Origin of the sequence: Amycolatopsis orientalis DSM 40040 = KCTC 9412 (assembly GCF_000478275.1) — a bacterium.
GTDB classification, from domain to species: Bacteria; Actinomycetota; Actinomycetes; order Mycobacteriales; family Pseudonocardiaceae; genus Amycolatopsis; species Amycolatopsis orientalis.
In genome coordinates this window covers 40,017-54,338 of sequence record NZ_ASJB01000097.1, presented here as the reverse complement: position 1 = coordinate 54,338, position 14,322 = coordinate 40,017, and the positions used below count along the sequence as shown (strand labels likewise).

General features: G+C 68.7%; 11 protein-coding genes. 5 read left to right on the top strand and 6 right to left on the bottom strand.

What is annotated here, in order from left to right; genetic code table 11:
- Together L324_RS38885 and L324_RS38880 are read right to left on the bottom strand one after the other, a co-directional pair.
- A complete protein-coding gene (locus tag L324_RS38885) occupies positions 1-741 on the bottom strand; it encodes a hypothetical protein (protein ID WP_051174380.1) in 741 nt (246 codons plus the stop codon).
- Between the two features lie 47 nt (positions 742-788).
- Positions 789-2,243 (bottom strand): hypothetical protein, encoded by a 1,455-nt coding sequence (locus tag L324_RS38880; RefSeq protein WP_037321168.1) that lies wholly within the window; start codon positions 2,241-2,243, stop codon positions 789-791.
- Positions 2,244-2,352: 109 nt separating this feature from the next.
- Between L324_RS38880 and L324_RS38875 the strand changes: the two genes are divergently transcribed.
- From L324_RS38875 to L324_RS38865, 3 genes are all read left to right on the top strand, one after another.
- Positions 2,353-2,790 carry a PPOX class F420-dependent oxidoreductase gene (locus L324_RS38875; RefSeq protein ID WP_037321166.1) on the top strand — a complete coding sequence of 146 codons (438 nt, stop codon included), beginning with the start codon at positions 2,353-2,355 and terminating at the stop codon, positions 2,788-2,790.
- A gap of 311 nt (positions 2,791-3,101) precedes the next feature.
- The gene (locus L324_RS38870) at positions 3,102-5,606 is read left to right on the top strand and encodes a PQQ-dependent sugar dehydrogenase (protein ID WP_152547134.1); all 2,505 of its coding nucleotides are present in this window, start codon (positions 3,102-3,104) and stop codon (positions 5,604-5,606) included.
- 1,068 nt (positions 5,607-6,674) lie between these two features.
- Positions 6,675-7,184 (top strand): NUDIX domain-containing protein, encoded by a 510-nt coding sequence (locus L324_RS38865; RefSeq protein WP_037320908.1) that lies wholly within the window; start codon positions 6,675-6,677, stop codon positions 7,182-7,184.
- On the opposite strand, the gene L324_RS38860 is transcribed toward L324_RS38865, so the two are convergent.
- The gene (locus L324_RS38860; protein WP_235783775.1) at positions 7,159-7,770 is read right to left on the bottom strand and encodes a TetR/AcrR family transcriptional regulator; all 612 of its coding nucleotides are present in this window, start codon (positions 7,768-7,770) and stop codon (positions 7,159-7,161) included. The genes L324_RS38865 and L324_RS38860 overlap by 26 nt on opposite strands.
- Before the next feature lie 85 nt (positions 7,771-7,855).
- On the opposite strand from L324_RS38860, the gene L324_RS38855 reads away from it, so the two are divergent.
- A complete protein-coding gene (locus L324_RS38855; protein WP_037320903.1) occupies positions 7,856-8,740 on the top strand; it encodes a sterol desaturase family protein in 885 nt (294 codons plus the stop codon).
- On the opposite strand, the gene L324_RS38850 is transcribed toward L324_RS38855, so the two are convergent.
- Positions 8,714-9,718, bottom strand: coding sequence for a glucosyl-3-phosphoglycerate synthase (locus tag L324_RS38850; RefSeq protein WP_037320901.1), 1,005 nt, complete (start codon positions 9,716-9,718; stop codon positions 8,714-8,716). The two genes, L324_RS38855 and L324_RS38850, sit on opposite strands and share 27 nt — an antisense overlap.
- A gap of 106 nt (positions 9,719-9,824) precedes the next feature.
- Positions 9,825-10,739, bottom strand: coding sequence for an alpha/beta hydrolase family protein (locus L324_RS38845; RefSeq protein WP_037320898.1), 915 nt, complete (start codon positions 10,737-10,739; stop codon positions 9,825-9,827).
- Between the two features lie 59 nt (positions 10,740-10,798).
- Here L324_RS38845 and L324_RS38840 point away from each other — a divergent pair, with 59 nt between their 5' ends.
- Entirely contained in the window at positions 10,799-13,255 is a 2,457-nt protein-coding gene (locus L324_RS38840; protein ID WP_235783774.1) for an FHA domain-containing protein, read from the top strand.
- A gap of 69 nt (positions 13,256-13,324) precedes the next feature.
- Here L324_RS38840 and whiA read toward each other — a convergent pair whose 3' ends face one another.
- Entirely contained in the window at positions 13,325-14,314 is a 990-nt protein-coding gene (gene whiA, locus L324_RS38835) for a DNA-binding protein WhiA (RefSeq protein ID WP_005152315.1), read from the bottom strand.
- Positions 14,315-14,322: the final 8 nt, after the last annotated feature.

Genomic DNA, 14,322 nt, shown 5'->3' with positions numbered 1-14,322 from the left:
CTAGAGCGTGTCCGACGCGGCCGCGCGCAGCGTCCCGCCGCCGTTGGCGACCGAGACCACGTTCAGCGCGAGCAGATCGTCGAAGGCCGCGTCGGCGGCGAGTTCGCGCACCTGCACCTGGTAGCGCGGCGTGGTCCGGTAGGTCCCGCCCTGTTCCCCGCTGACCTGGACCAGGAAACCCTGATCCGCGAGGAACCGCAGCGCACGCGCGACCATGCCACGGGTGGTGTCCGAAGCCAGCCTTCCGTCCTTGGTCGCCGCCGCAGCGGGACGCCGGGCGTAGGCGCGCCAAGCCTGTTCCAGTTCGGGCGCGTCGGCCAGCGGATCGTTGTTCGTCTCGGCCTCGGCCGCGCGTTCGTCGAGGATCCGGCAGGCTTCCCGCACCATCGCGTCCACCTGCTCGACGCTGACGCGGCCGATGTAGGTGTCGTTGGCGAGGTCGTCGGGGCGCGGGTAGCCGAGCGCGGCGGTGGCCAGGTGGACGAGCCCGTGCAGGACCTTCTCGGTCTCGCGGCGCTCACGGATCTTGCTCTGCCGCGCGTAGCTGTCCATCTTGATCTCGAAGACGGACTCGTCGGTCGCCGCGAGCACGGCGCCGGCCTGGAGGTTGACCTCCAGCACCATCAGCCCGAGCCCGGCCGCGACCGCGTGCGTGAGCTGCTTGAACGCGCTGTCCTCGCCGTAGCGCCGGACGAGATCGCCGTAGACGACGTCCCGCGACGGCAGCTGCTTCGGGCGCATGCCGAACGAGACGAGCCGGGCCGCGGATTCGACGTCCCCTGATGTCGTCACGCGACCTCCTCCTCTTCTTGGTCTTCACGGTCGACCCGCGCCGACGAAAGCAGCAGATCCGCTCCGCCGAACTCGGGGTCTTCGAGCAGCGTGCCGTCGTCCACCGCCAGCAGCACCTGACGCTCCCCCAGCCGGAGCGCCGCGCCGACCTCGGGACTGTAGGCGTGCACCGCCCGCAACGCGACCAGGGCGGGCAGCCCCGGGTCGATCCGGCGGGCCTCTTCGAGCAGCCCGGACAGCCGTCGCGGCACCTCCGGCAGATCGAGGAGGTCGTCGGCGAGCCGCCACTGCTCGTCCCCGAACTTGTCGGTGACCTCGGCGGGCATCAGCTCCGGCTCGGGGATCTCGCCGACGAGCTGGTCGCGTTCCGGGGCGGGCCGGAGCAGCAGCGACACCAGCGAGGACAGCGACGGCACGGTCGGCGGGGAGATCCCGGCACCGGCGTGGAAGAACGACTCGGCAGGCGCGGCGGCGTCGGCGATCGGCAGGCCCAGCGTCGGCATCAGGAGCTGGCCGAACAGGTCGATCGTCGCGCGCTGCGGCGGCCCGGAGAACTGCTGGCGGTCCTGTTCGGCGCGGAACACCGCCCCGGCGTCGGCCAGCCGGGACTGGAGCCGGGTATGGCGGCGGATGCAGTCGCTGACGATGTCGACGAGTTCGGCGGCGCGGCGTTTGCGGTCGAGGTCCTCGGTCTCGTCACGGGACGCGGTGATGTTCTTGAGGATCGCGTTCTCGGCGCGGAAGCGGGACTCGATATGGGACAGCGCCTGGTCCAGCAGGTCCGGGACCTCACGTTCCCAGTCGACCGCGCGGACGTCGCGCCGGGTGGCGTCGAGTTTGGCGCGCAGTGTCTCGCCGTACTGGACGGTGCGGTAGCGCGCCTGTTCGGCGGCGAGCTTCGCGTCGGCGAGGCGGCCGCGGTTGATCAGGTTCTCCAGTTTGACCTCGGCCGCGATCTGCGCGGATTCGACGTCGGTGTCCAGTGCGCCGACGAGGACGTTGATCGCCTCGTCGGTGGCGCGCAGGTAGACCTCGCCGTCGGGCGCGGCCAGCTCGACGAGCAGCTTGAAGTCGAACTGGCGCCGCTGGTAGCCGCCGCCGGGGCCGATGGAACCGTAGACGCGGCGGAACCCGCGGTCGGTGGTGCCGACGTTGATCAGGTTGTCGAGGACCCACCGGGCGACCTTCGCGTGCTCGTCCGGGGTCCGGCCGGGCGCCTGGAGGGCGACGAACGGCAGCAGCCGCACGATCACCTGTTCGTGGTCCGCGCCGGTGTCGAAATCCATCGACACGGTGACCTGGTCGATCGTGTGCAACGCGATCTCGGCCATCTGGTAGATCGTGGCGTCCGCCCAGTCCAGCTTCGCCTTGCGCGCGTCGAGGTCGTGCAAGGGCGCAGTGCAGGCCAGCGCCTTGAGGCGGCGGGTCAGCCCCTCGTCGGCCAGCCCCATCCCGGTCAGCTCGTCGTCTCGCACAGCAGGCCAGGCTAGTCGTCACCCCCTGAACCCCGCACGGGTGACCTGCCTGCCCGGCGCCGCTGTCGGCGGTAGCGTCTGGTCCATGCATGAAATGAGTCGGGACGAATGGTGGCGGTTCGCGAGTGAGGGCACCCGTACGGGCATGCTCGGCCTGGTCCGGGCCAACGGCGCGCCGATCGTGACGCCGGTGTGGTTCCTGCTGAACGAGGGCCCCGACGGCGACGAGCTGATCTTCACCACCGGGACGGACACGCTCAAGGGCAAGGCGATCCGCCGCGACGGCCGGATCTCGCTGGCCGTCGACGACCAGAAGCCGCCGTTCTCGTACGTGCAGTTCACCGCCGAAGCGGTACTGCACCACGACTACGACGAGATGCTCGAATGGGCGACCAGGCTCGGTGGCCGGTACATGGGTGAGGACAAGGCCGAGGCCTACGGCAAGCGCAACGCCGTCCCCGAGGAGTCCTTGGTGCGCGCGAGGATCACGAAGGTGATCGCGCGGGCCGACATCGCCGGCTGATCCCCCCTCCTTCTTCCAGAACGCATTTAGTCCTCTGGATGCGGTGCTTGCGCGTGCAAGTACCGCATCCAGAGGACTAAATGCGTTCTGGCGTGACGCTCCGTGTTGATGGTGGTGGGCTATTGACACAAAGCACGAGCTGGTGTGTGATCTGAACCATAGATAGGAAAGTTTCCTAACTAAAACTCCGCTTCCCCGCCGGGCTCGCCCGGTCCGCCGTTGTACCTCCCGACCCCACTTCACGCATGGAGGCTCCAGTGGCACCCCGACCACCGTGGCGCGCGCTTCTCACGTGTGCCGCCGCAACGGCGATGACCCTCGCCGTCCTGCCGGCCTTCCCCGCCGGCGCGGCACCGACAGACCATGAGTCCGAGCTGGCGACGATCTCCCAGGGCGCCGTCGAATCGAACCACGCGGGCTATTCCGGCACCGGGTTCGTCAACTTCGACAACGTCGTGGGCAGCTACGTCGAGTACACCGTGAACGCGGCGCAGGCCGGTACCCAGACACTGACCTTCCGCTATGCCAACGGAACCACGACCGACAGGCCGGTCTCGCTGAGTGTCAACGGCACCGCCGCCGGGACGCTGTCCTTCCCCGGCACCGGCGCGTGGACGACGTGGAAGACCGTGACGAAGGACGTCGCGCTGGCCGCGGGGGCCAACAAGATCCGCACCACCGCGACGACCGCGAACGGCGGCCCCAACGCGGACAAGCTCACCGCGAGTGGAACGACCGACGCCGAAGCGCCGACGCCGCCGAAGAACCTGGCCGTCAAGGACGTCAAGGCCCGTTCCGCCACCTTCACCTGGGAAGCCGCGACCGACAACGTCGGCGTGGTCCGGTACGAGGTCATGCGCGGCGGCAACATCCTGAAGACCGTCGACGGGACCACACTCACAGCGACCGTCGACAACCTGACGCCGAACACCGCCTACGACATCTCGGTCGGCGCCTTCGACGCGGCCGGGAACCCTTCGCAGCAAAGCAATGTCGTCCAGTTCACGACGCCGCCCAGCGGGGACACCACGCCACCGACCGTGCCGGGGAACCTGCGCTCGACGTCGGTGACCGCGAACAGCGTCTCCTTGGCGTGGAACGCTTCCACCGATGACAGCGGCACCGTCGCGGGCTACGACGTCTATCAGGGCACCACGAAGGTCGCGACGACGCCTTCGCTCGAAGCCACCATCACCGGGCTGACGGCGAACACGTCGTACACGTTCACGGTGAAGGCACGGGACCTGGACGGGAACACCTCCGCGGCGAGCAACGCGCTCACCGCCAAGACGAGCGGCGCCGCGGGCGGCGGGATCCCCGAGTACGACAAGGACATCGCCAAGGTCGACCTCGCCTGGTCCGTCGACTTCCTGCCGGACGGCACGGCGCTGGCGACCGAACGCGACCGCTTCGAGATCCTGCGGATCACCCCGTCGGGCCAGAAGACCACGGTGGGCAAGGTTCCCGGCGCGGTCGGCACCTCGGGCGAAGGCGGCCTGCTCGGTATCGCGATCTCGCCGAACTACGCCACCGATCACGCGATCTACCTGTACCACACGGCGTCCGGCGACAACCGGATCGTGAAGATGACCTACGACAACGGAACGCTGTCCTCGACGTCGACGCCGGTCCTCACCGGGATCGCCAAGAACCGTTACCACAACGGCGGAAGGCTGCGTTTCGGTCCGGACGGCAAGCTGTACGCCACCGTCGGCGACGGGCAGAACAAGGAGACCCCGCAGAACAAGGGTTCCCTCAACGGGAAGATCCTGCGGCTCAACGCCGACGGGTCGGCACCCGGCGACAACCCGTTCTTCTCCACCGGCGGGAACGCCCGGTACGTCTGGAGCTACGGACACCGCAATCCGCAGGGTCTCGCGTGGGACTCCCGCGGCCAGCTGTGGGCGTCGGAATTCGGTGACGGCACCCAGGACGAGCTCAACCTGATCCAGAAGGGCGGCAACTTCGGCTGGCCCCAGTGCGAAGGCACCACGGGCAGCTGCGGCGGCACGATCGCACCGAAGAAGACCTGGTCGACCAGCTCCGGCGGGCCGAGCGGGATCGAGATCGTCAACGACTGGATCTACGTCGCGGCCGTCACCAGCCAGCAGCTGTTCGCCACGCAGATCAACGCGGCGGGGACCGGCGTCGGCTCGGTGCAGTCGCTGTTCTCCGGTCGCTGGGGCAGGCTCCGCTCGGTCACCAAGACCCCGGACGGCGGCCTGTGGGTCACCTCGACCAACGCGGACAAGAACGGTGGGACGCCGACCACGATCGACAACGTGGTGGTGCGCCTGAAGTTCCCGGGCGGCAGCCAGCCGGGGGCGTTCAAGCTGACCAGCTCCGCGTTCGCCGACAACGCGTCCATTCCGGACAAGTACACCTGCGCCGGTGACGGCACCGCGGGCCAGGACACCTCCCCGCCGCTGACCTGGGGCGCCGGGACCACGGCCGCCAAGGGGTACGCGATCGTCTTCGCCGACGTGGCCAACAGCGGCAACAAACTGCACTGGGCGATCTGGGACATCCCGGCGTCCGCGACGTCACTGCCGGAAGGACTGGGCGCGGGGTACACCGTGCCGAACCAGAACGGCGCCAAGCAGAAGGCCATGGGCAGCGGGGCGAACGCGCAGAAGTACTTCGGCCCCTGCCCCGGCGGATCCACCCATCCGTACACGTTCACGCTCTACGCGCTGAACACCGCGACGGTGCCGGGCCTGACGTCGTCCTCGACGATGGCGCAGATCGAGACGGCGATCAAGAACGCCTCGACCGGCAACGTCAAACTGCGCGGCAACTCCAAAGCCGCGACCTGAGCACGGTTGGGGTGTCCGGAGCGGCGCCGGGCACCCCAGCCGTTTCCAGTGTGAACTGGACGGACGCCACCCTGTCCGGGTTTTCCCGGCAGGGTGGCGTTTTCGTGGTCCTGGCGCTTCGGCGCGGGGGTGCTTCGCGGCGTGGTAAGGCGTCGTGAGTGATAAGTAGCGTTCTATTGAGGGGTAAGGCAAAGTTGTCGTGACCGACACCCCCGACTCCGCGTTCTCCCGAAGCCGCTGTTGCCGATCACCTCGGTGAAGACTCCGGGAGCCGGACATGTCTCCAATGTGGCATTGGAGACGCTGAGCGCCCCCAATGCCACATTGGAGACATCAGACCGCGGCACGAGCAGATAGCGCACGCAACACGCCAAGGTTGCCTTACTCGCCGATAACGCTCTTTACCACTCACGACCCCTCCAGGACGCCCTGCTTTCACAGCGGCGTGGTCCTGGGGTCGTGAGTGGCAATGAGGGTTATTGAGAGGTAAGGCAAACGGGGCGTGATCGACTCGATGCCGTGAAGGTCCCCTTGCCTACCCTCAAGGTAGCAAAGGAGGCCTTCACTACTTGGCGACCTGCGTGGGTCTCCCTCACGAGACCGGGGTCCTGTCCACAAAGGACAGTTTTCGGCGACTCGGCGTCCGTTTGATGCCTAAAGGCACGTTCCTGAACGGGGTCGTGAGTGGCAAAGAGCGTTCTAACGCTCCTTGCCACTCACGACCACCCCGCGAAACCGCACAAACGACCCAAGCCGGACACTTGTCTTCAGAAGAGTGTCTCTCGGAGCCCGCGGCCCGGCTTCCGCCAGCCAGTCCGGACGCTCGCCGGGGCACGACAGCTTTGCCTTACCCCTCAATAACGCTCTTTACCACTCACGACCCCCTTCAGGACCGTACAGGTAGGCATCAATCGGACAAAGAGCCGTTGGTAACCATCCCTTGCGGACAGTCATGGGACTCGCCCTGCCTTCACAGCGGCGTGATCCTGGGGTCGTGAGTGGTAATGAGGGTTAGAACCGTCATTACCACTCACGAGGGTTCAGCGCCCGGCCGCTAGGCTTCGGCCGGTGAAGGACTGGACGTTCTGCCCTCGCTGCGGCGACCGGACACGACTCGCCGGGCACGGCGAAGACACCCATGTCGAATGCCCGGCCTGCGACTTCACCAAATACGACAACCCGCTGCCGACCACGGTCGGTCTCGTCCTCGACGGTGACCGGATCCTGTTGCTGCGCCGGGCGCATGAGCCCAGGAAGGGCTGCTGGGACACCGTCGGCGGCTTCCTCTCCGGCGCCGAGACCGCCGAAGAGAACCTCGTCCGCGAGGGTCTCGAAGAGATCGGTTGCGAACTCCGGGACCTCCGGTTCACCGGGTCGTACTCCTCGGTCTACGGCGACACCGGCCTGACGACGATCGCGTTCGCCTTCACCTGCGCGCTCCCGCCGGACGCGGAAATCGTGCTGTCGGAAGAGAACTCCGAGTACGCCTGGTTCCCGCTGGACGAGCGTCCGCCGCTCGCCTTCGTCGACGGCGAGGCCGCGGCGGCCGCACTCACCAACCGAACAGGTTCCGCATGATCCGCGCGCACCGTTCGGTCATCGCCGCGGCGTCCTGATCGGGCTGGTCGATCCACCAGCTGATCAGCGAATCGACCACGCCGGTCCACACCTGGGCGATCGCCTCGATGTCACGTTCGTCGTCGAGGCCGCGTGAGCGCATCAGCTGGGCGGCGCCGATCAGCGCGAAGCCGTCGAGCCGGAAGCGGTAGTCGACGGCGACGCCGGCGATCTCGCCGGTCGAGGGCACTGTCGGATCGCGGAGCAGCTTCCACGCGTAGCGATCGTGGTCGAAAGTCTCGAAAATGGCCGAAAGCACCGCCAGCGGCATCCGCTCCGGCGGTTCGCTCTCCTGCGCCATCGTCTCGGCGACGCCTTCGGTCAGCCTGTCCCCCGCTCGGTGCAGGCACGCGAGGTAGAGCCCGTCCTTCGAGCCGAAGTACTGGTACAGCAAGGGTTTCGTGACACCGACCCGGCGGGCGATCTCCACCATCGACGCCCCGGCGTACCCGTTCCTGCCGAACTCCTCCGTACCGGCGCGCACGATCTGGGTTTCCCGCTCTTCACGGGGCACGCCCTTCGTGCCGACGGCCCTTGCTTCTGTCACGGCGGTTATCTTACCCTGAGGTAAATGACCCTAGGGTAAGTTACCTTAAGGTCAGATCTCGACGGCGAGACAAGGGAGCGGTGCGGTGGCGGATTTCCTTGCCCATCTGAGTGACCCGGTGCTGATGGCGACCCCGGTGTTCTTGCTGTTCGTCGCGATCGAGATCCTCGCGCTGCACGTACTGGGGCACGACGACAACGTCATCGGCTACAGCGTCAAGGACACCCGGACCAGCATGGCGATGGGCGCGGTGGCGGTCGTGATCAACGGCGTCTTCCGCATCGCCATGCTGTTCGTGTTCGCCGCGCTCTACGAACTGGCGCCGGTGAAGTTCAGCCCGGCCGACTGGTGGACCTGGGTGCTGATGCTGCTCGGCCAGGAACTCGTCTTCTACGCCTACCACCGGGCCAGTCATCGCGTCCGGCTCATGTGGGCGGGTCACCAGGTGCACCATTCGAGTGAGCACTACAACTTCTCCACCGCGCTGCGGCAGAAATGGACCCCCTATTTCCAGCTGCCGTTCTGGTCGATCCTGGCCTTCGCCGGTATCCCGCCGTGGATGATCCTCACCGGCCTGTCGATCGACCTCGTCTACCAGTTCTTCGTGCACACCGAGAAGATCCGGAAGCTGCCACGCTGGTTCGAGTACGTGTTCAACACACCTTCACACCATCGGGTGCACCACGGCAGCGACCAGGAGTACCTGGACGCGAACTACGGCGGCATCCTGATCATCTGGGACCGGATGTTCGGCAGCTTCGTGCCCGAGGGCAAACGGCCGACCTACGGGCTGACCAAGAACGTCGGGTCCTACAACCTGCTCAAGGTCGGCTTCCACGAGTACGGCTCGATCCTGCGCGACGTCCGCGCGGCCGCTTCGTGGCGGGACAGGCTCGGATACGTGTTCGGCCCGCCGGGCTGGCGGCCCGCGAAGGAGATGAGCCTAAGCGGTCCTGCGCAGCGCGGATGAGTTCTCCGGCCGGATCTCCGGCGAGAGGCTCTCCAGCGGCGGCCGCTGCGTGAACGCCACGTCGGTGAGCACCAGCTCCCGATCGATCCCAGCCCCGGCCCCGCGCCTGAACTGCGCGAGCGACGTGGACGGCGGCGCCGCGGAGATCACCCGGCCACCGCGTTCCAGCCGGTCCATCAGCGTCAGCATGATCTGCGCGGCCATCCGGCCGAGTGCCTGCGTGCCCTGATGACGGTGGGTCCGGTGGCCGAGGTCCACCTGGGCGAGCGCGTCGAGCCCGTGCAGTTCGAGCAGGTCGATCAGATGGCCGACTTCGACGCCGTAGTGGGTGACGAACGGGATGCCTTCGAGCACCTCCCGCCGCCCGGCGTACTCACCGGCGAGCGGCTGGACGAAACCGGCGAGTTCCGGCCAGTACATGTTGAGCAGCGGGCGGGCGACGAGTTCGGTGACCCGGCCACCGCCGTCGGGTTCGGTGCCCGTCTGCCCGACGAGCGGGCGGTGGTAGAAACCCTTGACGTAGGCGATCGCCGGGTCGGTCAGCAGCGGCCCCAGCAGGCCGGTCACGTAGTCGGCGCTGAAGTCGCGGAGATCGCCGTCGACGAAGACGATGAGGTCGCCGGTGGTTTCGGCGACGCCCTTCCAGAGCGCTTCCCCTTTGCCTGTCAGGCTTCCCAGCTCCGGGAACACCGCGTCCTGCGCGACGACGTCCGCCCCGGACGCCCGCGCGACCTCGGCGGTGGCGTCGGTGGACTGGCTGTCCACCACCAGGATCTCGTCCACCAGGGGAAACCGCTCGACGAGTTCTCGCCGGATGGTGCCGACGATCGCGCCGACGGTCTCCTCCTCGTCGCGGGCCGGGATCACCACCGAAACCCGTGTCCCGCGTTTGGCGGCGACCAGTTCCGCCGGCCACCAGTCGCCCGCCCGGCTGCTGCGCCGGGTGAGCCATGTGCCGACCTCCGCCGATACCCGCATGTCCGTCCCCTTCGCTCGAAGATCACCTCGGGAGTGAGCTTCGAGGGACGCTGTTTCCTTCCGTCGTCGCCGCGGAAACCGCCGCGTTACGCCTGCCCGCCGCAGGTTAACGGCCGGACAGCGCGGCCGAGACGACCTCGCCGGTGCGGCGCTTGGCGAGATAGAACTCCGCCTCGTGCGGTTTCGCCCCGTTGTCGACCGTGTAACCGCTGTCGAGCACGCCGTCCGCGCCCGGGAACAACGGCGTGAGATCCGGGCGTGCGGCGACGAGGTCGTCGCGGTCGGCGAGGTTCACCCAGCGCGCGACGCCGGGCGGGACGGACGGCGGCTGCGGGCGGGTCCGCTCGTAGACCACCGTGCGCAGGCCGAGCGGCGAACCGAGGGTGAGCAGCAGCGGCAACGGGCGGCCGTGCAGATGCGCGGCTTCATAGGCGACGACGGAACCGAGCGAATGCCCGATGATGACTTCGGTTTCCGAGCCGAGGTGTTCGGCGACGCGGTCCTGGACGCGGTTCCGGATCGTCTCGTCGGTGAGGTACAACGTCACTTGTTTGAGGGCCTTGACCACCACGCGTTCGGCGAACGCCACGCCGAGCCTCGCGAAGGGCTTCAGCCGCACGAGCGCGTTCAGCACCGGACGGACGGCGGCCCGCACGCCCTGTTCTTCCCCCTGTGCCCCGGTGAGCAGAGCCAGTTCGGTCCGGGCCCGGTTCCGGTCCGTCTCGCGGGACGCCGAAATCGCCGCGTTCCGGAGCCATTCCGCGGCCAGTGCCCCGGCGAGCGCCCATTCGTCTTCGGTGAGTTCGTCCGCACCGCCCTGCTGGCCGTCCTTCAGGAAAAGGTCACCGTAGAAGGCCATCCGCGCGGAGCCGGGCCTGGCGTCGCGCCACAGGGTGTCGGCCAGCGCGGCGTCACCGGCGAGGCGGACCCCGCCCGCCAGGCTCGGCAGCCATTCCGCCTCGAGGGTGTCCGCGGACTTCTGTTCCTGGGCGATGCCGTGCACCAGAACGATCCGGGCCATGGCGCACAGTATCGCGGATGCCCTTGCCGGTGACCCTCCGATGGGACAAAGTGATCTCCGTGGGAGAGCGAAGGTCGCTGGTCGTCGCGTCGCAGTGTGAGGCGCTCAATCTGCTGTCCTTCCTCCCGGACGCGGGCAGGCAGCTCTCTTCGGCTTTGCTCGATCCCGGGATCGGCGGCTGCGTCCCCGCTCTCGCGGACGGCCGCGGACTGCTCGTCGACCCCACCATGGCCGAACTCGACGACGCGCTGACCGAGGCGTTCGAGCGCGCTTCGGAGGACGAAGCGACGCTTTTCCTCTCACTCGTCGGGCACGGCGAATACGCCGACGACGATTTCTACTTCCTCACCAAGGACACCAGCCTGCCGGTGGACAGCCGGAAGTCGTTCCTTTTCGCGCAGCGGATCAAGGAACTCCTCGGCCGCTACTCGATGCTGGACGGGCTGGTGATCCTGCTCGACACCTGCCACGCCGGCATCGGGGCGGTGCAGGCGGGCAGGCGCTGGCTGCGGATCGTCGGCGAGGCGGGGAAACGGTTCGATCTGCTCACCGCGTCCGACGACCGCGTCGCGGCCAACGGCTGCTTCAGCCGCTCGCTGGTCACCGTGCTGCGGTCGGGGCACGAGAGCCTCGGCGAGCGCGTCCGCTGCGCGGATCTCAAACGGGTCATCGCCGGGCTGTGCCCCCTGCAGACCGCGGTACACCTGGGTTTCGACGGCACCCGCGAGGTGACCGAGGCCGATCAGGGACTCTGGATCGCGCTCAATTCCTCGCCCGCGTGGCGCCGCTCGCCGCTGGCCGGCAACCCCGCCGCCCCGCTGATCGAGCGGCTCACCAAGGACTACGAGCCGGACCCCCGGCTCGGGAAGACCGTCGGGCACCTGCTCACCGGGGCCCGCCTGGTCGCGATCACCGGCGCGGAGAGATCCGGGAAGTCGACCATGCTCGCCGCGCTGGCGCGGCCGTCGGTGGCCGGTGCGTACGTGCCACCGGAGTTCCTGCACGCCGTACTGTTCGCCACCCGCGGCCAGTCCGCGGAGCAGCTCGCGCGGGAACTGGCCCGCCAGTTGCGGCGCACCGTGCCCGGTTTCGGCGAGGCGGGCGAGCGGTTTTCGAGCGGGCTCGACGACGACGCGCGCAGCCGCGCAAGCGCTTTCGATCTGGCCCTCCTCGGCCCCCTGCGCACCCTCGCTCCACAATGGACGGACGGCCACGTGCGGATCGCGGTCGACGGGCTCGACGACCTCGACCCGGACGTCGGCGCCCGGCTGAGCGACTTTCTCCGGACCCTGTCGGCCGATCCGGCGCTGGAGTGGGTCAAGACGGTGCTGGCGACACGTGAACGGAGCATCCTCAGGGCCGCCGCCGTCACCGTCGACATGTACGCCACGGGGCAGACCTGGGTTTCGGGTGATCGTTCAAATCCGTATCCGACCAAGGTGGTGCTCGCCCAGCCGCAACCTAGGGGGGAACACTGGCAACCGCGCGACGGTTCGCCCACGTCACCGAAGCTCACGCCCGGCACCCTGATCATCGACGTCCCCGGGCAGCCGCCGGTCAAGCACGAACTGTCCTACGGGCTCGTCACCCTCGGCCGCAGCCGGAAGGCCGCGCTCCGCCTCACCGACTCGCGGGTTTCCCGGCTCCACTGCGAGATCCGCTGGGACGGCGACACAGCGTGGCTGACCGACCTCGACTCCGCCAACGGCACCTTCCTCAACGGGCGCCGCGTGCTGAACGCCGTCCTGACCCATCGCGACGTCGTCCGGCTCGGCGATTCGACGGTCACCCTCATCAGCGTCACCCAGGAAGAGCGGTGGCCGGAGGCCGACGAATCCACCGGCGCGGCGGCTTCACCGCTGCCCGCCAGGGCGATCCTGCTGGATCTGCTTCAGCTGGCCGCCGTACGCGGCCCCATCCCGATCTCGATCCTCACCAAGGCGAGCGCGGCGAGCGGGGGCCCGGACAGGCGGGTGCACGTCCGCGACGTCCTCGCCGAACTCGGCGCCTCCGTGAGCCGGGCGCGGGCAGGGCTCGCCGAGGAAACCGTCCTGTGGACGGGCCAGGAGTCCCTCACCTTCCCCGACGTGGCCACCCGCCTGCGCATGCGGCTGGCGGAGGCGGCCTCGGAGGTGGCACCGGTGACCGGGGACGACGAGCCGACGCTCGAACAAAGTTACGCCGCGGCAAACGAAGCGGAGTACTTCTGGCTCGCCGGTCTGCACGAAGACGCTTTGCACGCCCTGGAGCGCCGGGCCTCTCCTCTTCCCGTCGAGAACCGGGAACGCTGGGCGGCCTGGGCCTACCGGGCAGCCCGGCAGCTCGGTGAGACCCACCGGATCACCTTGCGCTGCAAGGCGAGGCACGCGACCTGGACCGCCAAGGCGGGAGACGTCGCCGTGGCCCTCAGGCGGTTCGAGGAGCTGCTGCCTGTTGTCACCGCCACGCTGGGCGAAGGCGACGAAGACGTTGTGAGCGTCCGCGACGACATCGCGTTCTGGAACGCCCGAGAGTGAGGGGCACGCACCGCATTTAGTCCTCTGGATGCGGCAGGCACAAGCATCCAGAGGACTAAATGCGGGGTGTCAGGCCTCGTCCTCTTCCAGCATGTCCGGGGTGACGGCGGATTCGGTGTCCGGGATGCCCTGTTCTTTCGCCTTCTTGTCGGCCATCGCCAGCAGGCGGCGGATCCGGCCGGCGACGGCGTCCTTGGTCATCTGCGGGTCGGACAGCTGGCCCAGTTCCTCAAGGGAGGCCTGCCGGTTCGACAGCCGCAGTTTGCCCGCGGCGAGCAGGTGCTCCGGGGCGGACTCGCCCAGGATGTCCAGTGCCCGCTCGACCCTGGCCGCCGCCGCGACAGCCGCGCGGGCCGAACGCCGCAGGTTGGCGTCGTCGAAGTTCGCGAGCCGGTTCGCGGTGGCGCGCACCTCGCGGCGCATCCGCCGCTCTTCCCACGCGAGCACGCTCGTATGCGCGCCGAGCCGGGTCAGCAGGGCACCGATGGCGTCGCCGTCGCGCACCACGACCCTGTCCGCGCCACGGACTTCACGCGATTTGGCCTGGATGCCCATCCGCCGGGCGGCGCCGACGAGCGCCAGCGCGGCCTCGGGCCCGGGGCAGGTGACTTCGAGTGACGACGAGCGTCCGGGTTCGGTGAGCGAACCGTGCGCCAGGAAGGCCCCACGCCAGGCGGCCTCCGCGTCGGCGACGCCACCGGACACGACGGCGGCGGGCAGCCCGCGCACCGGGCGGCCACGCTGATCGATCAGGCCGGTCTGCCGGGCGAGGCCCTCGCCGTCCTTGACCACCCGCACGACGTACCGCGTCCCCTTGCGCAACCCGCTGGAGGAGATGACGTGGACGTCGGACTGGTGTCCGTACAGTTCGTGGATCTCCTTGCGCAGCCGCCTCGCCACCGAACCGGTGTCCAGTTCGGCCTCCACCACGACGCGGCCGGCCACGATGTGCAGCCCGCCCGCGAATCGCAGCATCGACGCGACCTCCGCGCGGCGCGGGCCGATCTTGGTGATCTCCAGCCGGCTCAGCTCGTCCTTCACGGCGGCGGTCATCGCCATCGCTGCCC